This is a genomic window from Aurantiacibacter aquimixticola, from assembly GCF_003605475.1.
Lineage (GTDB): Bacteria > Pseudomonadota > Alphaproteobacteria > Sphingomonadales > Sphingomonadaceae > Alteraurantiacibacter > Alteraurantiacibacter aquimixticola_B.
In genome coordinates, this window is record NZ_RAHX01000001.1 from 1,769,529 (window position 1) to 1,789,361 (window position 19,833).

Below are 19,833 nucleotides of genomic sequence, written 5' to 3' on the forward strand. Positions count from 1 at the left end.
TGGATAAAAGGTAGGCGATGGCGACGATGGCGAAGACGTCCGGGCGGGAAGGCCCACAGACTACCCGGCGGCTTTCGACCGCGAATGGCCGGCGCGTTTATCTCGGAGTGATCCTTGGCTACGCTTTGATGCTGCCACCACAACTGAATGCAAATTTCCTTGGCTCGGTCTTTCCTCCATACCGGATCTTGCTGATGGTCATGTCGCTCTACATATTGTCGGCGATTTTCCGCCGGCAATTGAAGCCGACCTGGGCCGATGGCGCCGTGCTCGCAGCCACGGGATGGATTTGCGCAGCGATGTTCGTCTCGTCCGACACCCAGCAGGCCATTACGGCAAGCCTCGCACACATCGTCGACGTAGCGATTGCCTATTTCCTGTCGCGCGCGATCTTTCGCAATATCGGAGATCTTCGCGCATTTCTCCTGTTAATGCTTCCAGGATTGCTGATCGTGGGGACGATCATCATGGTGGAGGCGATCACGCACACGCACATTATTCAAGGCATTTTCAGCGAACTGACGGGACATCCGGTCCAGTATGGCTCGTCACCCAGGTTCGGCTTGATGCGAGCACAAGGACCATTTCCCCATCCGATCCTTGCCGGAATATTCTTTGTAAGCTTTCTGCCGCTGTATTGGTTGGCCGGATATAAGAAGATACCGCGCATGTCGGGCAGCTTTGCCGCCCTCACAAGCTTCTTTTCCGTCAGTTCCGCAACGCTTCTCGGCCTCGTCGCATCTATCGGGCTATTGGTATATTCCTGGATGACGAAGCGCGTTGCCAACATCACTTGGCCCCTGTTCTTCTTCGCCGCCTCCATCGTCATCTTCGTCGCAGAGCTCGGTACGAAATCCGGCACGTTTTCGCTATTCGTCCGCTTCGCCTCACTCAATTCGATGGGCGCGTACAACCGGATCCTGATCTGGGATTATGGCACCGAGAACGTAGCGCGAAACCCTTGGTTTGGCATTGGATACGCGGACTGGGTCCGCCCAGACTGGATGAGCGCATCGATGGACAACTATTGGCTGCTTTTGGCTGTAAGGTTCGGTTTGCCCGCAAGTATCTTGGTCGCAGTCGCCGTCTTGATCGGTATATCGTCGTTGATGCAGCGCTCTATCGACAATTCGGTTGCGGATGCCGATGTGCTTCGGGGGGTCGCGATCTCTCTCGGCGTCTTCGCCCTCGGTCTCGCCTCGGTTTCACTTTGGTTAGCCGTGCAAGTGTGGTTCTTCGCGCTTTTAGGTATAGCAGTTTCGTTAGGCCAAGCCGACGCGAGAAAGATTGGCAGGGTCGTGCACCCAATGTCTCACGACGGCATACGCAAGTCTAATAGCGGGGCATTCTCCTAATGAAAAAACAATTCTCCTTACTTCGCCGCACCAGCTGGTACTCTTCTGCGTGAAGTCTTTTGACGATTTTCATTACTGACCAGATCGGCGCAGGGGAGTCGAATTCGACACAAAGCTGATTGGGAAAAATACCCTTTTCGAGCATGTCGGTCAAAACCCTCGCCCAACTGCCTTCGATATCGATCTTCAAGAGCTCGATCTTTGAATGGCCCAATTTCTCCATGGCTGTTTCAATCGTGAAGCAATCAGCTTCGAAAAAGGCATCGGTGCGGTGGAGGTTCTCCACAAACCAATTCGCATGCCGGGGGTCGGTAGGTGCGTGAAATCGCACCTTGTCATCTCGATCTAGGAAGCCCCACGGATGAAAGCATACCCTGCCAGCATTCGAACGCTGCATGTATTCGACAGAGGTTGGAGTAGGGTCGAAGCTATGCACTTCCAACGCCATTTTGTCTGCGAGGGCAAAGTCGTAAGTGGCATCAAGCCCGACACCACCACAGTATGCTACCGCCCCCGGCGCGGTTTCGGCGAGCACCCACCAAGAAGCATGCCCTTCGCCAAAGCGCGCTATTTTGGCGTCTGACTTTTTGAGCTGTGTCCGCAACCACGCTCGTGCAGCCATGCGATGCAGCCTACGCCATCCTCGACTAGCAATAACTTTCACAGGCCGGTGTTCCTTTTTATTCTATGAGCGAGACCACTTTTCCAATTGAGAAGAATGATCCACGGTGTCAGAAAATACACATCTGTGATCCCATTTCACGCCACATCCACCATGATCGTTTCGTCATTGTCGCCGCGCAGCACGAAGATGCGGTCCACGCCGGTCAGCGGTTTCGCCACCGTCACCTGCCCGCCATCGAGCGCGAAATACCCCTCGCCATTGCCGCCGTAGCGGGCGTGGAAGGCGGAGGCGGCCACGCCGGTCGCCACCACGCTGCCCACTGCCGCACCCGGCGCGATCTCGGCAAGGTGATCGGGCTTACGGTGATAGACCGCTGCCAGCCCCGCAATCACGTCGTCCCATGCGGCATGATTGCCGCGCGCCAGCGCCAGCGTAGCGTTCGGATCGAAGCCCAGCTTGGCCGCCGCGCCATCGGCAAAGGCGAAAGTCCACGGATCGGTGACCGGCTCGGCCTGCCCGCTCGCATGAATGTCAGCGGGGTCGAGCAGGTCCGTCAGCACGCCGTCGCTCGCGCCGGGCGTGGTGTAGCCGCTGAAACCCTGCGCGCGGGGCAGGCCGATGCGATTGAGCGTGCCGGTCGTGGTGCCGCCGCCGCTATCGGAAAGTCCGGTCGGATGCGCCGTTGCGCTCCACACATTCGCGCCGAGCTGGAGCGTGTTGTTTGCCCCCGCTGCGCCGATATTCATGGCGATGCCGTCGCCGCCCTCGAAGCGATAGTCGCTGTATGCCTGCACAAGCAACGAATTCTGCAAGGTCTCGACGCTGCCTGCCAGCAGCGAATGGTCGAAGCGATAGGCATTGCTGACATCTGCCAGCACCGCGACGAAGCGGTCGGTGACGATGCCGGTGATCGAACTTCCGTCCGCCGCAAGCGAGGACGTGCCGGTGTGGAACGGGCCCTGCCCGTGATTGAGCATCACCACATCATCCGCCACCATGCCGTTGATGGTGACGAAGAAGCGGTTCACCTGATCGTTGTCGCCATGCGTGCCGGTGCTGGTCAGCGCCGGGTTGGTATCGACGTTCCAGACATTGCCCGCGCTGTAGCGGCCTCGGTCGAAGGTGAAGCGCGCTTTCAGCGTGCCGGTGTCGATCTCGTAGACATCGCCCGTCTGCTGGTGCCGCGAATAGCCGCCCATATCGACCTGCTGGGCGTTCCACTCATAGCCGGGACGCGAGGTGCCGATGCCGCTGCCCGGCGCGTAATAGCGGATGCGGCAGGTCTTCGCCGGATCGGGCGCGGCGGTGAAGGTGTCGGTGTCGAAATCCCACATCCCGACCAGCTGCGCTTCATGGCCATGCGGCAGGTCCGCCAGCGTCAGCCCGCTCGCATCGAAGGGGACGAAGCCGCTGCCGGTATCCACCTCGATCTGCTTGCGGCTCTGCCATATGGACATGCCGGGATGAAAGGTCATGGAACCGTGGAAGCGGCGCGATGCCTGCACGTTGGCGAACGTGCCACGGCTCCAATAGATCGGATCGGACCACATGAGGCTGTAGCAGGTATCGTCGAGATTGAGCGCAACGGCGGTGTTCCTGTCGCGCGCCTCCATCGACATGCGAGCAAGCCGTTCGAAGCGAGAGCCGGACAGGTCGATGCTGCCAGCGTTCTCGATAAAAGGCAGGAACTCGCCGACATAGACGCGCTGCTCATCGCTTTCGTCCGCCTGCGCCTCGCTCCGCGCGCGCGTGGTGTGGACGGTCTCTCCCATGACGAGGCAGCCGCGCGCGTTGAGCGCGGTGCCAGCGGCCAGAAGGAAACTGGTGCTGTTGCCGAAGGTGCGAATATCGGTCTGCCGCCAATAGGTCGAAACCGTGTCGCCAAGCGCGAGGAACACGCAGCCGTCGAGCGTCAGCGCGCCGGTCACATAAGCGCCGCTGGTCGCATGCTTGCCCAGCACCGGAGCGAGATCGCGCCGCGCCTGAAACACGGGCGCGATAGTCGCATCGCCGACCCGGTCGTTGATGTCGTCGGCGACCAGCCAGCGCGAGGCGATGTAGCCGGGGCCGTAATGCAGCGTGATGCTGGCGGGCTGCTCCCACGGGCGCGCGTAGAAATGCAGGTTGGGATTGTCGAGCAAGCCGGTGCGATCCGCCGCCTCCGCGCCCGTTGCGATGCCAATGCGCGTCTCCAGCGGCTCATACGGCACGCCCAGCGGCACGGCGGGCGCTTCGATCGCGCCGCCCGGCACCTGCGAACGCGCCATCGCCAGCCCTTCGCAGATATAGCCTGCATTGGAGAGCGTGCTGACCAGCGTGTCGGCGGTGAAGGTCTTGCTCGCGGCACACACCGGCACGGCAGCGGGCGCGCAGGCCGGGTTCTTGCGGATCATCGCCTCGCAGACGTGGACCTTGCGACCCTGCCCCGCAGTGGTGCCGGAATAGTTGATGCCGATGCCCTGCGTGTCGCCCGTGCTGTCGGCAAGCCTGTCCGCCCAGAGATACCACCATCGCTTGCCGTTGATGATACCCATGTCGTGATATCCTGCGCGATAGGTCGCCCAGTTCTCGGTGAAGCCGGTGATGTTGCCTTGCGCGTCGTGGTCGAAGTCGAAGCTGAAATTGCTGTTGCCGTGACCTCGCGGGCCGACCTTGCCCGCTTCGGTCGTCTCGATGCTGACAATGACTTCGTGCCGCAGCACATCGCCTTCCAGCACACCCGACACCTTGACGTTGTTGGCATTGTGGAAACTGCCATCGGCATCGGTCTGCGTGATGACGACGCCGCCGCCCGAGCCGCCGAAAATGTCAGGCTCGCTATGCGCCCCGGCATAGGCGATGGAGCCGCCCGAACGCGGCGCGAAATAGGCGGCATCGCCCGATCCGTGTGTTGCCGCCGGATCGTCCCACGGCGCGGAATGATAGGTGTCCGCGCCTTGCAGATACTGCCCGACAAACGCGCCGTCCCCGGCAAAGCACAGCCGCTCCTCATCCGCAGCACAGCGGACGAGCCCCTCAGGCGCGCGGCGGAACCGGCCCTCGGTGGCGGTGTAGGCGGACACGCGGCTATCGGCGGCAAACCCTTCGGACACGTCTGGCTGGCCGAGAGTGGTGAGGGCGATCGCATTGGCGGAAATGGGCCACCCGATCTTGTTTTCGCCCGGTCGGCGGAAAGCGCAGGTTAACGAGATGCCAATCCCGCTCATCAAGACAGGCCCACAATTCGCGCTGCGCTACTTGCGGGGCGCACCGCTTTCGTCCGGATCGGAAGGACCGTGCCGGAGGGCACATTGACAAGCTCAACGTCTTCGCCAGAATCCACGGCGCGCAAAACAAGACTTCCGCCTTCGCCAACGTATAGAGCTTTCGCTGTCAAAGGTAGCTCTTCAGTTTCGTGAGGAGTGATTGTGAAGGCGTGCTTTGCAGGGGACGTCAGGCTGTCAGTGGCATTTGCGAAGGGATCGAATGACATGAGATTCTCCTGGATGATTCGGGAGAGGCCGATAACCACATTGGTTCTCATGTAGGAAAGCGATTTAAGGGCGCCGGGTCTTTATTTCGGGATTTGGAGTAAATGATGGCGATATCGTCAGCCGAACTACCGCGAAAAAAGAGCCTGCCACGAAGCCGACGTTTCTTCAGGCTCATCGGTTCGCTCTTCGATCCACGGGCGTGGGCGCACGTCGCAAAGATCGTGAATTACTACAACTATTCTCACGTCGTGCCGCTGCGAAGCGTAACTTTCGATGGCGAGCGTAATGTCAGTCCCGACGCGGTGTTCCAGAATGGGGAACGTATCAGGATCGGTGAAAACGCCCGTATCGGTTCACGCTGTCATTTCTGGGCTGGGCCGGCGCACGGTCGGATTGTGATTGGTAAGCATGCGCTTTTCGGGCCAGAAGTGTTGATAACGGCGGCCAGTTACCGGTACAATGATGGGAGTCCGGTGACAGAGCAGGCAATGGACGAAGCGGACGTCATCGTCGGCGACGACGTATGGGTCGCCACCCGTGCCGTCCTGCTTCCCGGAACGGTCCTTGGAGACGGCACGATTGTCGGCGCCGGTGCCATGGTGCGCGGCGAGTTCCCCGCAATGAGCATTTTGGCTGGTTCGCCCGCCAGAATCGTCGGCGAGCGCAGGACGAGTGGGCTGAAAAATTAAGTGCGCTATCGGTCCCTAAAGGCGCGCCTGAAAGAACTGCTTGGTTCTGACTTTTAGATTGAGCGCATCTACATCGATCTGGCGTTTTTTGGGGATGCCCCCCATCAGCGCCGCAGTGACCGAGAAGGTTGAGTGGCTGCTGTGAATGAGCCAATCGCAACGCGACAGCGCGACCATATCCGCAAGAGCATAGCGTGCCTCAGAGAGCGGGTCGGTCATTTCTCCCGCTTCGAAGTGCAGCGTGTGCCCCTCGCTGGCTAGTATCTTGGGTAAAGCCTGTACGTCGCTGAAGCGGCTCGTGATTGCATCGCTAGCCTCTTGGCTATCTGTCGCGAGAAAAATTTCGGCATCGCGGTGCGAATTTTTAACGGATTCAAGGCGCCCGATAATCCTCGATAAAGGAGCACGGCGATCAGTATAGCGGACATGCACACCTATCTTTGGACGCGAGGAGGCTCCGAACAGTTTGTCGACCTTCAAGGAGACTTCCTCTAGCGGTTGAAAATGCGTTGCAAGCGTATTTGCCATGATTTCGGAAAGTGCGAGACCTGTGAATCGCCCATCCTTTCTCAGCCGTTTCGTCAAGCGATGGAGCTTTGGCACGTAGGACCAAAACACCGCCACGTCGGCTGCGTGGCCTTTCCCCGTCAAGTCGATTGAAAGCTTTCTGTAAAGCAGCGGGTCCTGATGCTTGTCCGGGAAATCCGCCCTGATGAGATCGACGGGATGCCGCGACAGCTTTCCCGCCCAGATCGCAGGGGTTACGCTGTCTGCATGATCATGACGGTCCGGCGGCTCCATCCATGCTGCGTTGAACAAAAGGGGGTAGAGATTTACGCCGGTCGGAACATACATCCCGTCGCGCCAATCCACGCTGGGAGAACGCTCGTCGAGTTGTGCTAGAACGATTCCAGTCGCTGCGGAGAGCATGCGATTGCCGAGCCCTCCCTTTGCCTTGATCACGAGGAAGCGATTTTTGTCGCGGCCGTTCATCGATGAAGACTCAATTTTGCGAGAAGACCCTTTTTCGGATGATAGCCCCGCCACCAAAGCCAAGGTTTGCCGGCAATTACACGATTGGCTTTTCCAACAGCTAGCCATCGCGCATTTCGTCGCCCGAACAACAGTCCGATGCCAACCCGGATCGCTGCTCCGGTCCAAATAAGAATGGCCGATAAGAACACGGCGGGAGCCGCCCAATGGTGCCGCGCAAATTCCATGATACCGCTGATCCGAAACAATTGTCGGCGTGTTGAGAGCGCTCGCCCATGGCCTGCGTAATGAACCGCTTTGGCAGCAGCGATCCGCATGAACGCGTGCCCTCCTTCACTCAGGCGGAAGAAGAGGTCCACTTCTTCGCAATACAGGAAATAGCGCTCGTCAAAGCCATCAACCTCTTTCCAAGCGGATTTCCGGATGAGGGCCATTCCGCCCATCAGGACCGGAACGACCATGTCTGCGGCAAATGAAGTGCCCTCCCGCGACGAGGCACCTGCATGTCCAATGGCATATCGGAAATGCCCGCCGAGCGATGGGATTGAGAGATTATTGCCTGTGTCGGCCTTCCCGGCAGGATCGAAGGAGACACCTCCGAATGCAGAGATGGAAGGTCTGTCGCGCGCCGCCTCGATGAGAATGTCAATGGCTTTGGGAGCCAGGAACAGATCCGGATTCAGCAAAAAATACAAGTCTGCACGGGCCCGCCCTGCCAACACATTGTTCGCTGCGGCGAACCCGATGTTCCCTCGGCTTTCGACGATCGAGACATATGGGAAGCGCTCACGAACGAGAGCTTCGGTCGACAGATCGCCATTGTCGATTAATAGAATTTCAAATGTGTGCGCCGCGCACGCAGCGTTTAGCGCATCGATGCATTCTTCGATGAAACCCGAAGAATTATATCCAACGACGAAGACCGAGATGTCCGGTTTGTCGTGATCGACTTTGGGCACCGCCGACCCACCCCGGCTATCGGTCGCCTCCCCTGTCATGCCCGCCGCGCAAGCTCGTCACGCTCCCACTCGATAGCACGGCCATTTCGTCGAAGGAGACCCACCCTCACTCTCGCGGTGATTTTCATTCCGAGATAGGCTAAAATATCCGCAACACTCGCCCCGGAGCGCCGCGCAGCTTTCAGATCGGTCCACGAATTGGATCCTGTGTAATTCAATTCCGGAAAGCGCGCACGCAACTCCGCATTGCCAAGCCGACGCCGCGTTTCGACCCTGATCTGGTCCCACGCCCGCCTGGGCGGCGACACCACGAAGAATACAGGCTCACCGTTCTTTGTCTGTGACACATTTTCACGTGCATTCTTTGGGAATGTAGAATGAACCCAGATATCGTCGCCCACCAGGTCGGGAAACGCACCGATCCGCCGGCTACCTGCCTCGCTGAGCCCGTAACATCCCGAACCGACCATGCTTTGAGTAACATACGGCTGCGTCGTCCAAACGCGGTAGTAGGCCCGGACCAGAAAATTGGATCGCGTCAAGTCGAGACGAAGAGCGGGAGAAGCGGCCATGATCCCCGGCTTCCGCAGCGCGTGAGCGACCGCCGAGAGCGAACGGAAATCGCACTGAATGTCGGCGTCGAGATATATTCTCGGGAAATATTTCGCGACTGCGCTCGCAGCGTTCATCGCTTTTGTTTTCGAACCTTCGGCAATCTCGACGACATCTATATTGGCGGGGAATTCACGCGCGATGCTCGCAGTTCGATCATCACACCCATTGGCTGCGACAATAATCTGAGTGCCATGTCCGGCAGGCGCTTCGCAAAGCGCGGTGCGCAGACATCTTTCGATTACGGCTTCTTCATTATGGGCGGGGATGATTACGGTGAATGGCGGCGGCATGATCAGTGTTCTCTCGCCATCGGCAGGGCACGCCGTTGCTTCAAGCGGTCTCCGTCTCACTCACATAACGATAATAATTATACTGGGAGTTGTACTTTTCACCAGCGTTCAGCGCACGGTATTTGGTGAGTATGCCGCCGATTGGATTGCCGCCATTCACTCGAAGACGACGAATGGCGCTGCGCACCTGGCCAAAGCGTGTTCGGTTCGCTTCCATGACAAAGGCGGTTCCGTCGACCATTCTCGATAAGGTCGGAGCGTCGGCCAATCCGAGGATTGGCGGAGAATCGAATATGATGAGCGAGTACTGCTGCCGATACCGAGCGATAAATTCGGCGAGCTGGCTGGACCCAAGCAGCTCGGTCGGATTTGGCGGCACCTCTCCAACGGACAGAATTTCAAGGTTCTCATGCACGCCTCTGATAACCGCAGAAGACAGGTCGGCGTGTCCCAAGAGCACCTCGACAAGTCCCGTCTTCGGTCGCTTTGTTCCGACCAGCGAAGCGATCGACGGCCGCCGAAGATCGGCGTCGACAAGCAGCACTTTCCTTCCGAGACTGGCGAATAGTTCTGCGAGAATGATCGCCGTTGTCGATTTCCCTTCCGCCTCTTGGCTGCTCGTCAATTGAATGACGTTGCGGTCCCTGGGCAAGGAGAAGTCGATCGTCGAGCGGATCGATGCATACGCCTCCACCAGCTCTCCGTAACGCTCTCGCCCTTCGTAATCGATATCCTGTTCAGCGACGAAGGGCGTATGTCCCAGAAGCGGTAAACCCAAACGTTCTTCGATGTCGGTGATTGATCGAATGCGATCATCCAGCATCTCTCTCAACACAGCAAGAACGCCGGCAAGCGCGATGCCGAAAACCATCGCTAGCAACAAGTTTCCCGAAAGGCTCGGTGCGTAAGGAGCTGAAGGCACGACGGCAGTATCGAGAAGATTCAATTGGCCGCCGTCGATATTCGTCGTGGCGCTTAACTGGTTGAACCGCGCAAGCAGGGCCTGAAGTTGTTCACGCAAGGCCTGGGCTTCGCGCTCGAGCACTCCGTATTCCACCTGGCGATCCTGCTCCAGCAGTGTTTCACCGGTTGCGGTGCGCAATTCTTCGGCAAGCGCGCTTTCCTGGTTTCTTGCTACCAAATATTCATTGCGGATCGACATCTTGATGTCATTCATTGCGGCATCGACCCGTTCATCGACGGCAGCAATTTGAGCGCGTAGATCTGCGACTTGCGGGAAATTGTCGTTATATCGCTGCCGCAGCGCGACCAGCTCGGTCTCCTTAGCGACCCTATCGGCCCGCAGCGATTGAACGTACGTGCTTTGCTGGACTTCCGCCAACTGTCCTGCGGGCGTGTTCTGCACGGCTCTCCAGCGTTGCTCTGCCGCAATACGCGCGGCGCGTGCAGCCGCGGCTCGGGCATTGATATTGGCGAGGTTGGCCGAGGTCAGTGTTGTTTCGCTCTGACCATCCTCCGATGCGATTGGCTGGACAACAATCCCGTTTGTGCGGGCATACCCATTCGCGGCGTTCTCGGCATCCCGCAGACGCTGGCGAATAACGGCGATCTGCTCGCGGAGGTAATCGCGCGCATATTCATTGCCTTCGACCGCCTCGCGGGTTTCGGATGCCGCAAACGCTGTCGCGTAGGCATTGGCCATTTCTGCGGCGATGGCGGGATCTTCGGAACGAAAGGCGATCTCGATGATCCAGTTGTTCGCCGGAACCTCTGCACTTACCCTGTCGTGCAGCATTGCGACGGCAATGTCCGTCTTGGAATCGCGCCAAGCGCTGTCGGACAAATCGGCCGGTCTACGCTCTTCAATATCTTCGCCGATAAAGTCATCGCGCGCGCCAAGATTGTGGTCCTCGGCGATTAAGCGGGCGAGGCTACGGCTTTCGATGATGCCCACCTGCGTCGACATGAAGTCGTAGACCTGATTGGAGGCGATTCCCTGATCGAGATTCTGGCCCTCGATGATGAAGGCCCCGAATGGCTCGACACGTACGGTCGAACGCGCTTCGTACATTGGTGTCGCGAGAATGGTAAAAACGAGCCCTGCGAGCACGGCCAGCGCAATCGTCATTGCAATCAACCAGCGCTGTCTGAACAGAATGCCACGGATAGTCGCGATGTCGATCAACTTCGGCTGGGTCGGCCCTTGCGCCGCTTCACCGTCGAGCACATAGGCATCGACCCAATTGCGGCGATTGGACCCAGGCCCATGCATCAGTGGATAATCGTTCATCGCGGTCTCAGAAATTTGCCGGATTTGCGAAAATGCCGAAAGCCGGCATGGCCCTAAGGAAGTCCTGCCAGAACACCGACAGTCCGTCCGTCCCCATAACCACACGGTCGCCGGGCTCCATCACGGGGTCGATCATCATCCCGCTACTCATCTTTTGATAGTCGAACTTCGCGACCGTAACTCCGGCTGCGGACTCGCGGAAGACAGCGACTTGTCTGGTATCGGCCGTTCGGCTCGGACCGCGGGCTTGCGCAATGGCTGATGACAGGCGCGCTCCAGGCTGGAATGTATAAACGCCCGGCTGCACGACAGCCCCCTCGACCGTAACAAGGTGTGAAGCATATTCGGAGATGTTCACACTGACCATGGGGTTGTTTAGACCGGCTGCAGCAAGCCGCTGCGTCACGTCTCTTTCGAACTCGCCTGCGGTAAAACCGGCGGCCCGTACCGGCCCCAGCATCGGTATTGAGATGTCGCCCTCCACGCCGATTTGAACGCTTTCAAGAGAGAAGTCGGGTTCTCGAAATACGCTCACGGAGATGCGGTCGGATGGACGAAGAAGATAAACATCCGGAGGTTGAACCGAATATCCGGCTTGGCCATAACCGGAGCTCGCTTGCGAAGCCGCTGGGCCGATGGCTGGATCGGGCGTATTTACGCAGGCATTCAAAAGCAATGCACACGCTATTGACGCAGATATACTCCGCATGTTCCGTCCCCGCAAAGCCCGCTTGAGAGCGTTAATGCATAATCAGGGATATTCCGCATTGCAACATCGTCTATCGGTTCCGAGGCACAGTCGCGGCGAAGGCATGTCGCTTCAGTACTAAGTATTAAATCGGATCGATGACAGTCCGCTACCAGCCACAGCCGGCACCGGTTCCGCAGCAGAGGAGCACCTTTCGTCAAACATGGTCGACCGCCTTGATCGGTCTGCTCTTTTTGATGGAATGCAGGACATGTTTGTTACAACCTCTCCCCTAAGCCTCGTCGCAATCGCGCTTTACGCCGGGGTCGCGGCGTGTGCCGCGGGGGCTGCTTGGACGGCGATAACCGAACGTCAGATGCGTTGGCATTTCCGTTTTTGGTGCATCATTGCTATCATCTTCACCCTCTTGATCCTCCTGCGCGCTTATGGCTTTGAAGAGGCGACGCGTGACACGCTGCGCACATATCTGAAAGCGAGCGATCTCTACGCTAGCAGGCGCGTGTTTCAACGTCCCGCCGCTGCTTTTCTCGTCATCAGCATAGCGGGCGCCGGAATTTTGGCCGTGCGATATCTGGCAGTCAGAAATTCCGGCCGCAGGGACGTCCTCGTTTCCGTTTCGCTTACGTGTTCAGTGCTCTCGCTTGCGCTCTTGCTGCTGCGCATTCTTTCGCTCCACAGCATCGATTTTCTTCTTTATGGACCGCTCAAGCTGAATTGGGTCTTCGATATCGGTTCGTCCGTGCTCGCTGCGGGAAGCGCGCTGGCCTACATACGCAGAGTTCGCGGGCGAATTGCGGCTGCGCATGGCAATCATTCGAAAACGCGACCGACGACGAAGGGTGGACAATACGAATGACCGGACCTTCACGGAAGCCATCCATATGTCTTGCTGGCTCCGGTGGTGGCCATTTGCGGCAGCTGCTCGACCTCGAGGGTTTCTGGGGGCGCTACGACTATTTTTTTGTTACCGAAGATACTGCATTCGGTCGCTCGATTTCAGCGAAGCATCGAGCGTATTTCCTGCCACATTTTGCTTGGGGCCAGGCGAAACTGGGAAGACCACTGCTTTTGTCGCTGAGAGCCTTGCTCGGCATGTGGCGATCGCTGACCATCATATGGAAGCGCCGGCCGGACCTCGTTTTGACGACCGGGGCCGGGTCGCAGATTTTTATCGTGATTTGGGCACGCATCTTCGGCGCGCGGATCATCGTTCTCGATAGCTTTGCGAGGTTTCGTGGCCCGAGCCTCTTCGCCCGATGGGCCGGGAAACTTGCTCATCTGCGCATTGCGCAGTCTCGCTCGGCAGCGCAACGCTGGCGGGGCGCAACACTTTACGACCCGCTTCGCGAACTCGCGCCGGTCGAGATGCCGAAAAGCGATTTGCTCGTAGCCACCGTTGGCGCGACTTTACCATTCGGCAGGCTGGTGGGAATGGTAATCGACGCAAAGGACGATGGCATCTTGCCCGAACAAATGCTTGTGCAGACGGGCTCATCGGACGCAAAAACAGCCGGACGAAGCGATGTTACCCTTGTCGAAGCCTTACCCTTCGATGACCTGATGGATGCGCAGAGGCAAGCGAAGATCGTGGTATGCCACGGCGGTACGGGCTCCATCATCACCGCTCTGCAAGCGCAGGCCGGTGTAATTGCAGTGCCCCGTCGATACGAACTCGGCGAGCATTACGACAATCATCAAGCGGAGATCTGCGAAGCGTTCGCCGCTCGTGGTTTGCTGCAGGTGGCGGAGAATGCGGAGGAATTCGCGGGCGCGCTAGAACGCGCACGATTATCGGAACCGAAACCGGTCGCAACCGATTACGGCGGCCTCGTCGAACTTCTCCATCACTTCCTCATCTCGCAAAAGTCGGTCGGAAAAGCGCTCTCGCGCGATAGCGACTGAAGCTACAGCGGCGCGCCCAAGATTTTCCTCGTCCTGCGGTCTATTGTCTTTATGAAACGCGACCTCCATCCCTAAACCGCAACGCAACACGGGAAGAAAAGTTGCAAGAATGCCAATGAATTCAGAAGCTTCAAGTCCGACTGCCGTAATCGTCGGCCTCGGATATGTGGGCCTGACCCTCGGCGTTGCCCTCGCCCAGCGCGGATGCCGCGTGATCGGGCTCGAAAAGCGCGAAGATGTCGTCGATCTGACCAATGCAGGCAAACCGCACTTTTCCGAGACGGGCCTTGATCGCGCAATGAGCAAGGTCGTCGAGAATGGCAATTTCATCGCTTGCACTGCGCTCGATCCCGCGCTGGAGGCAGGGTATTACGTCATCACGGTCGGCACCCCGCTTATCGCGGGCAGCACCAAACCGCGGATCGACATGATCGAACAGGCATCGCGGCAGGTGGCGGATCACATGCGCGATGGCGCAAGCGTAACTTTGCGCTCCACGGTCAAGCTGGGAACGGCGCGCGATGTCGTTCGGCCAATCCTCGCCGAGAGTGGCAAGAGCTTCCACCTTGCCATGTGCCCGGAGCGCACGCTGGAAGGCGCAGCGCTGAAGGAACTTGCCGAATTGCCACAGATCGTCTCCGGAGAGACGGCTGAAGCTGCAGACAAGGCTGCGGCGCTGTTCGGTCTTCTCACACCGGCGGTCGTACGTGTGAGCGATCTCGAAACCGCCGAAATGATCAAACTGATCGACAACACCTCGCGCGATGTGCGTTTCGCTTTTGCCAATGAAGTCGCGCGCGCCTGCGATGCTGTCGGCATCGATGCGGGCGAAGTCATTCGCTCCGGCAAGTTCGAATATCCGCGCACCGACGTCGCACTGCCTGGGCTGGTCGGGGGGCCGTGCTTGGAAAAGGATCCTCACATCCTGATGGCGTCCCTGGCCGAAACCGGCACTGCGCTTGAAATCACGCGGGCCTGCCGGCTGGTGAACGAGCGGCAGCCCGAGGAAACCGTGAATGCCATTGTTGCGCGCTTGGTAGAGCGCGGCAAGGGGCCGTTCCGGGTCGCGATCGCGGGTATGGCGTTCAAGGGTCGGCCGGAGACGGATGACCTGCGCGGTTCGATGTCGCTGAAAGTGATCGACGCCCTTCAAGCGCGTGACGAGATCGGCAGCATTGTCACCTATGATGGCGTGGTAGCGCGCGAGGATATCGATGCGCTTGGCCTCGATATCGAAGTCGCCGACGATCTGGTGTCCGCCTGCGATGGCGCCCACGCCTTGATCATAGCGAACAACCACCCGGAATATAGCGATCTCGACATCGACAGCTGCGTGGATGCAATGAATGATGGCGGCTTCATCTACGACTACTGGGCGCATCTCGTGAAGCGTCCGCCTGCAACGCTGGAAGGGCGGTACTTCGTGGTTGGCAACAATCGGGGCCGTTTCTGATGGCGAAAGTTGCCGTAACCGGCGCTGCAGGCTTCATCGGCGCCTATCTGACCATCGCGCTGGCCGAAGCCGGGCACGAGGTGCTGGCACTCGACAATTATGCTCGTGGCCGCCCCGCTCGCCTTGCCAAAGCGCCGGACAATGTCGAGACGATCACGTGCGACGTGCGCGATCGAGAGGCGCTGGAGCAACACCTTGCCGGCGTCGATACGATGTTTCACCTCGCCGCGATCAACGGCACGGAAAATTTTTACAAACAACCGCAGCTCGTCCTCGATGTCGGCGTGCGCGGTGCATTGGCCGTGGCGGAAGCCTGCAACGCCGTCGGCGTTCGCACGCTGATCGCGGCCTCTTCAGCCGAGGTCTATCAGACGCCGCCCGAAGTGCCGACGGATGAGGACGTGCCGCTTATCCTCCCCAATTCGCTCAATCCGCGATATTCCTATGGCGGTTCGAAGATCGTCACCGAACTGATCGCGTTCAATTACTGCCGCGAGACGATTGCACAGGTGCAGTGCTTCCGTCCGCACAATGTCTATGGCCCCGACATGGGCTGGAAGCACGTGATCCCGCAGCTTATCGCCAAGATCACCGCAGCTAGCGCGGGCGATGGCGTGGTGGAGCTGCAGGGCGACGGGACGGAAACGCGCGCCTTTTGTTATGTCGACGATATCGTCGCGGGTATCATCGCCATGTGGGAGCGCGGCGAGACGATGAATGTTTACCACATCGGCTCGATGGAGGAGGTCGCGATCCGCGACCTCACCGAACGAGTGGCGGCAGCGATGGGCGCTGATGTCTCGTTCCGCACTGGCGAGGCCCCAGCCGGCGCAACGCCGCGCCGCTGCCCGGATATCGCCAAGATGCGGGGGCTCGGTTACGAGCCGAAGGTGCCGCTTGCCGAAGGGATCGCGCGCACCGTCGCATGGTATCGCGACAATCCCGAGCCTGTCGGCGGGAATGAATTGCTGTGAGCGATAGCTACGACCTGAAGGGAAAGCGCGTTTTCGTAGCCGGGCATCGCGGCCTGGTCGGCAAGGCAATCATGCGGCGGCTGGAAAACGAAGACTGCCAGTTGCTGACGGTGGGCCGCGAGGATTGCGACCTGCGAGAGCAGGCGCAGGTGCGCGACTGGTTTGCGGCCAACACGCCCGATGCCGTCATCGTCGCTGCAGCAAAGGTCGGCGGCATCCTTGCCAACGATACCTATCCGGCCGAATTTCTCTACGACAACCTCATGATCGAGGCCAATGTCATCGACGCGGCCTATCGCAGCGGTGTGGAGAAGCTGCTATTTCTCGGATCGTCGTGCATATACCCGAAAATGGCGCCTCAGCCGATCACCGAGGACGCGCTGCTCACCGGTCCGCTGGAGCCGACGAACGAGTGGTATGCCATTGCCAAGATCGCCGGGATCAAATTGTGCCAGGCGTATCGCAAGCAATATGGCGCAGACTTCATAAGCGCCATGCCGACCAATCTCTACGGCCCGGGCGACAGCTTCGACCTTGAGAACAGTCATGTCCTGCCCGCACTCATTCGCAAGGCGCATGAGGCAAAAGAAGCCGGCGACGCGTCTTTCGAAATCTGGGGCACTGGATCGCCCCGCCGGGAATTTCTGCATGTCGACGATCTCGCCGACGGCGCGATTTTCCTGCTGCAGAACTATTCCGGCCATGAGCATGTCAATCTCGGCTCCAGCGAGGATCTGCCGATCGTCGAGCTTGCCGAGACGGTGTGCGAGGTCGTGGGCTTCGATGGCGACATCACCAAGGACACCAGCAAACCGGACGGCACCCCGCGCAAGCTGATGAGCGGCGACAAGATCGCCGCCATGGGTTGGAAGCCGCAGATCGGCCTTCGTGAAGGTATCGCCGATGCCTATCGCGCCTTCCTGGCAGGCGAGCGAAAGAACTGATTAGAAAGCGCGGTCGTGCATCAGGACGCGCAGCGTGCTGACAAGAATCACCACGTCGCGCCAAAGCGTCCACCCGCGCATGTATTCGAGATCGGCGACCAGGCGATGGGACAGATCCGCCTCGGTATCGGTCGCTCCGCGATAGCCGCGCACCTGCGCGAGACCGGTGATACCCGGGCGCAGCGTGTGGCGCTGCCAGTATTTCGTGTCCACCTGCCAGAAAAGCTTCGCCCCCGCCTTCGAGCCGAGTGCGTGGGGGCGGGGTCCCACCATGCTCATATCGCCGCGCAGGACGTTGATGAGCTGTGGCAACTCGTCCACGCTGGTGCGCCTGATCATGCGGCCGATGCGGGTGATACGATCGTCGTCCTTTGCGGCAGACCGCAAACCGTCGGCATCGCTTTCGCGCATCGATCGGAATTTCAGGATTTCGAAGAACTGGTTGCCGCGACCCATTCGCCGCTGGACGAACATCACCGGGCCGCCGTCCTCGAGTTTGATCAGCAATGCGACGAGCAGCATGATCGGCGAAAGCATGAGCAACGCGCTTCCCGAAATCACGATGTCGAAAATGCGCTTGGCCGCCCGCGCTCGCAAGCCGAGCGTACCGGTCGACACCTTCAGGGCGGAAAAGCCCGCTGCGTCATGATGGACCACATCGATCGCGCCGATATCGCGCGAAAGCTGGTGGACCACTTCCCCAGAAATGCCGGTTCCCTTCAACACCTTCGCCCATGCGGGCCGATCGGCTTGCGAACAGCTGACGATCACCTCGTCCATATTGCGCAGATACTTGCTTAGCCGGTCGAGCGCGCGTGGGTCATCGATATCGGGCACAAGACCATGTTCGCTCGCATCGATATGCTGCGCATGCGGCACGTCGAATGCCGGTCCTCCGGCATGGATTGCAAGGCGATTGATCGCGGTCGGCCCCAAGCGTTTCCGGACGGCGCGAACCAGCGCTACGCGCATGGCAATCATCGGGATGATGACGGACATCAGCCCTGCAACGAATACGACACGCGAAAGCTCGGCATTGATCTTGGCGAAGAAGGCCAGAAGATTGAGCAGCGCGGCAGACAATGCGAGCGCGACGAGCGCTTTCAGGGCTGTATCCTGCCAATCGACCAGCGCACGGCGCGAATAGGTGCCGTTGTATAGCGCGATGGTGAGATAGAGCGGGAGGATAACGTAGGCGGACAGCATACCGCTATCGAGCCGCGACCAATCCGTCAGCGTGCCGAGATAGATCGCCGAAACCGCATAGAAGCAGCCGAGCAGGATCGCGACATCACCGCTCAGCAGGGCAAGATAGGCGCGGAGCCGCCGACGCTCGAGCGAACGTACCAGGCCGTTTTCGGGCGCGGTCGGCAGCTGGGCACGCGACTGTTCGGCCCGGTTTTCGTCGGACTCTACCGCGACTGGCAGCAATTCGATTTGTGCAGCATCCGCCATCGGATTTCACACCCGCCATTCGCACTTGCAACATGCTAGGTAGAAACGCTTAGGCGGAAATAGTCAATATGGGTGAAATGTCAGGCCCGGTCTCGCGGCGCGTCAGCGGCGAGCTGCCGCATATCGGGCGATCTGGGTCAGCTCCCGGGCGAGCAGAAGCTGCGCGGTCTGGCTGTTCGCCAGAAGCGAGCGGTGAAGGTCCGCAAGCCGCGGCACAAGCCGTTCCAGCTTGCCGCCGCTCCAGCAGTTGAGCTGTGCCGCGACGTCGCGATGCTCCCGGAAGAAGACGCCGTTCTGGCTCAGAAATTGCTTCATGTCGCTGCCGGCCCGCCAACGTGATGCCAATGAGGCGAGCTGTGCTGCGCGGCGTTCGAGGGCGAGGGCGACGCCGACGGGATTGAGCGAGACTTCGTCCATCCGCGCCAGTTCGCTGGGCAGCTTGCCGAGCTCGCCGCCAAGCGCGGCATTCACCAGCGGCATGAAGCCATCCTCCTCAGTGCTCGCGCCGACCGCTTCCCATGCCGCCCCATCCGCGACTTTGGGGGATTGCGGCGATGCATCGAGATAGAGGGCGAGTTTGTCGATTTCCGACTGCGCCAGCCGCACGTCCAGGCCGGCCGCCCGGGCGATCGTCTCGCCCAGATCGCCGCCCAGCCGCATTCCGGCCGCATCGGCCATCGCGCGCACGTCGGCCGTTACGGATTTGAGATCGGGCGGATAGAAGATCGCGACCAGCGCATCGTCGCGCTTGATCAGAAGTTTGGCACTTCGCGATTTGTCGGTGGCGCTGGTGGCGACGATGAAGATCGGCCATCCGTCCTCCACTTCGCCGCGATCGGCAAGTTCGCACCAGCTCTTGATCGCATCATGCGCTTCCTCGCCTGCGACGCGGGCGAGGATGTGGCGAGTGTCGCCGAATAGCGAGGTCGAGCGGGCCTCGTCCACCAGGCGCGCCGGATCGCTCTTCAGTTCCCCGCCGGACAGGTCGATCCGCTCCCCCGGCTCGCCCAGCGTTTCGAGGATCTTGCCGACGGCAGCGGACGCCCCGGCCTCGTCCTGTCCGCAGAAGAAATAGAGCCCGCAGCGCCCGCCCGCCCGCTTGGCGGCCTGGGCATAATCGCGCTGCGTCGCTTTCACTGCGCCCGT

17 protein-coding genes are annotated in these 19,833 nt (G+C 59.7%); 7 read left to right on the forward strand and 10 right to left on the reverse strand.

All coding sequences use genetic code 11. From position 1 onward, the window contains the following. The first annotated feature begins 26 nt into the window (after positions 1-26). A complete protein-coding gene (locus tag D6201_RS08885; protein ID WP_165853531.1) occupies positions 27-1,355 on the forward strand; it encodes an O-antigen ligase family protein in 1,329 nt (442 codons plus the stop codon). Here the strand turns inward: D6201_RS08885 and D6201_RS08890 are convergent. From D6201_RS08890 to D6201_RS13230, 3 genes are all read right to left on the reverse strand, one after another. Beyond that, complete coding sequence (locus D6201_RS08890) at positions 1,333-1,977, reverse strand: FkbM family methyltransferase (protein WP_120048466.1); 645 nt, start codon at positions 1,975-1,977, stop codon at positions 1,333-1,335. The two genes, D6201_RS08885 and D6201_RS08890, sit on opposite strands and share 23 nt — an antisense overlap. A gap of 137 nt (positions 1,978-2,114) precedes the next feature. Then, on the reverse strand, positions 2,115-5,186 hold the full coding sequence (locus tag D6201_RS08895) for a hypothetical protein (RefSeq protein ID WP_120048467.1): 3,072 nt from the start codon (positions 5,184-5,186) through the stop codon (positions 2,115-2,117). Further along, on the reverse strand, positions 5,186-5,503 hold the full coding sequence (locus D6201_RS13230; RefSeq protein WP_422664699.1) for a spike base protein, RCAP_Rcc01079 family: 318 nt from the start codon (positions 5,501-5,503) through the stop codon (positions 5,186-5,188). Before D6201_RS13230 ends, D6201_RS08895 begins: the two co-directional genes overlap by 1 nt. A gap of 51 nt (positions 5,504-5,554) precedes the next feature. On the opposite strand from D6201_RS13230, the gene D6201_RS08905 reads away from it, so the two are divergent. Continuing rightward, positions 5,555-6,142, forward strand: a complete 588-nt coding sequence (locus D6201_RS08905) for an acyltransferase (RefSeq protein ID WP_165853532.1) — start codon at positions 5,555-5,557, stop codon at positions 6,140-6,142. 15 nt (positions 6,143-6,157) lie between these two features. Here D6201_RS08905 and D6201_RS08910 read toward each other — a convergent pair whose 3' ends face one another. From D6201_RS08910 to D6201_RS08930, 5 genes are read right to left on the reverse strand one after another with little or no spacing between them, the layout of a single operon-like run. Next, positions 6,158-7,135 carry a nodulation protein NodZ gene (locus D6201_RS08910; RefSeq protein ID WP_165853533.1) on the reverse strand — a complete coding sequence of 326 codons (978 nt, stop codon included), beginning with the start codon at positions 7,133-7,135 and terminating at the stop codon, positions 6,158-6,160. Further along, positions 7,132-8,133 carry a glycosyltransferase family 2 protein gene (locus tag D6201_RS08915; RefSeq protein ID WP_120048469.1) on the reverse strand — a complete coding sequence of 334 codons (1,002 nt, stop codon included), beginning with the start codon at positions 8,131-8,133 and terminating at the stop codon, positions 7,132-7,134. Before D6201_RS08915 ends, D6201_RS08910 begins: the two co-directional genes overlap by 4 nt. Next, on the reverse strand, positions 8,130-8,999 hold the full coding sequence (locus D6201_RS08920; protein ID WP_120048470.1) for a glycosyltransferase family 2 protein: 870 nt from the start codon (positions 8,997-8,999) through the stop codon (positions 8,130-8,132). Before D6201_RS08920 ends, D6201_RS08915 begins: the two co-directional genes overlap by 4 nt. Positions 9,000-9,039: 40 nt before the next feature. Continuing rightward, positions 9,040-11,250, reverse strand: a complete 2,211-nt coding sequence (locus D6201_RS08925; RefSeq protein WP_120048471.1) for a GumC family protein — start codon at positions 11,248-11,250, stop codon at positions 9,040-9,042. Between the two features lie 7 nt (positions 11,251-11,257). After that, positions 11,258-11,926, reverse strand: coding sequence for a polysaccharide biosynthesis/export family protein (locus D6201_RS08930; RefSeq protein ID WP_242447496.1), 669 nt, complete (start codon positions 11,924-11,926; stop codon positions 11,258-11,260). Positions 11,927-12,161: 235 nt separating this feature from the next. Between D6201_RS08930 and D6201_RS12970 the strand changes: the two genes are divergently transcribed. The 5 genes from D6201_RS12970 to fcl all read left to right on the forward strand — a co-directional run bounded on the left by D6201_RS12970 (position 12,162) and on the right by fcl (position 17,232). Further along, the gene (locus D6201_RS12970; protein ID WP_120048473.1) at positions 12,162-12,815 is read left to right on the forward strand and encodes a hypothetical protein; all 654 of its coding nucleotides are present in this window, start codon (positions 12,162-12,164) and stop codon (positions 12,813-12,815) included. Then, positions 12,812-13,861 carry a beta-1,4-glucuronosyltransferase WelK gene (gene welK / locus D6201_RS08940; protein ID WP_120048474.1) on the forward strand — a complete coding sequence of 350 codons (1,050 nt, stop codon included), beginning with the start codon at positions 12,812-12,814 and terminating at the stop codon, positions 13,859-13,861. Before D6201_RS12970 ends, welK begins: the two co-directional genes overlap by 4 nt. 115 nt (positions 13,862-13,976) lie before the next feature. Continuing rightward, positions 13,977-15,314, forward strand: coding sequence for a nucleotide sugar dehydrogenase (locus tag D6201_RS08945; protein ID WP_120048475.1), 1,338 nt, complete (start codon positions 13,977-13,979; stop codon positions 15,312-15,314). Further along, positions 15,314-16,288 carry an NAD-dependent epimerase/dehydratase family protein gene (locus D6201_RS08950; RefSeq protein WP_120048476.1) on the forward strand — a complete coding sequence of 325 codons (975 nt, stop codon included), beginning with the start codon at positions 15,314-15,316 and terminating at the stop codon, positions 16,286-16,288. Before D6201_RS08945 ends, D6201_RS08950 begins: the two co-directional genes overlap by 1 nt. Continuing rightward, the gene (gene fcl / locus D6201_RS08955) at positions 16,279-17,232 is read left to right on the forward strand and encodes a GDP-L-fucose synthase (RefSeq protein WP_422664720.1); all 954 of its coding nucleotides are present in this window, start codon (positions 16,279-16,281) and stop codon (positions 17,230-17,232) included. The genes D6201_RS08950 and fcl overlap by 10 nt, the downstream gene beginning before the upstream one ends. Here fcl and D6201_RS08960 read toward each other — a convergent pair whose 3' ends face one another. Beyond that, entirely contained in the window at positions 17,233-18,687 is a 1,455-nt protein-coding gene (locus D6201_RS08960; protein ID WP_120048478.1) for an exopolysaccharide biosynthesis polyprenyl glycosylphosphotransferase, read from the reverse strand. Between the two features lie 102 nt (positions 18,688-18,789). Beyond that, on the reverse strand, positions 18,790-19,824 hold the full coding sequence (gene holA / locus D6201_RS08965) for a DNA polymerase III subunit delta (protein WP_120048479.1): 1,035 nt from the start codon (positions 19,822-19,824) through the stop codon (positions 18,790-18,792). Positions 19,825-19,833 lie beyond the last annotated feature (9 nt).

Coding starts and splice junctions, on each gene's coding strand:
- D6201_RS08885 (WP_165853531.1), top strand. CDS start 27: ATGGCGAAGACGTCCGGGCGGGAAGGCCCACAGACTACCCGGCGGCTT.
- D6201_RS08890 (WP_120048466.1), bottom strand. CDS start 1,977: ATGGCTGCACGAGCGTGGTTGCGGACACAGCTCAAAAAGTCAGACGCC.
- D6201_RS08895 (WP_120048467.1), bottom strand. CDS start 5,186: ATGAGCGGGATTGGCATCTCGTTAACCTGCGCTTTCCGCCGACCGGGC.
- D6201_RS13230 (WP_422664699.1), bottom strand. CDS start 5,503: ATGAGAACCAATGTGGTTATCGGCCTCTCCCGAATCATCCAGGAGAAT.
- D6201_RS08905 (WP_165853532.1), top strand. CDS start 5,555: ATGATGGCGATATCGTCAGCCGAACTACCGCGAAAAAAGAGCCTGCCA.
- D6201_RS08910 (WP_165853533.1), bottom strand. CDS start 7,135: ATGAACGGCCGCGACAAAAATCGCTTCCTCGTGATCAAGGCAAAGGGA.
- D6201_RS08915 (WP_120048469.1), bottom strand. CDS start 8,133: ATGACAGGGGAGGCGACCGATAGCCGGGGTGGGTCGGCGGTGCCCAAA.
- D6201_RS08920 (WP_120048470.1), bottom strand. CDS start 8,999: ATGCCGCCGCCATTCACCGTAATCATCCCCGCCCATAATGAAGAAGCC.
- D6201_RS08925 (WP_120048471.1), bottom strand. CDS start 11,250: ATGAACGATTATCCACTGATGCATGGGCCTGGGTCCAATCGCCGCAAT.
- D6201_RS12970 (WP_120048473.1), top strand. CDS start 12,162: ATGGTCGACCGCCTTGATCGGTCTGCTCTTTTTGATGGAATGCAGGAC.
- welK (WP_120048474.1), top strand. CDS start 12,812: ATGACCGGACCTTCACGGAAGCCATCCATATGTCTTGCTGGCTCCGGT.
- D6201_RS08945 (WP_120048475.1), top strand. CDS start 13,977: ATGAATTCAGAAGCTTCAAGTCCGACTGCCGTAATCGTCGGCCTCGGA.
- D6201_RS08950 (WP_120048476.1), top strand. CDS start 15,314: ATGGCGAAAGTTGCCGTAACCGGCGCTGCAGGCTTCATCGGCGCCTAT.
- D6201_RS08960 (WP_120048478.1), bottom strand. CDS start 18,687: ATGGCGGATGCTGCACAAATCGAATTGCTGCCAGTCGCGGTAGAGTCC.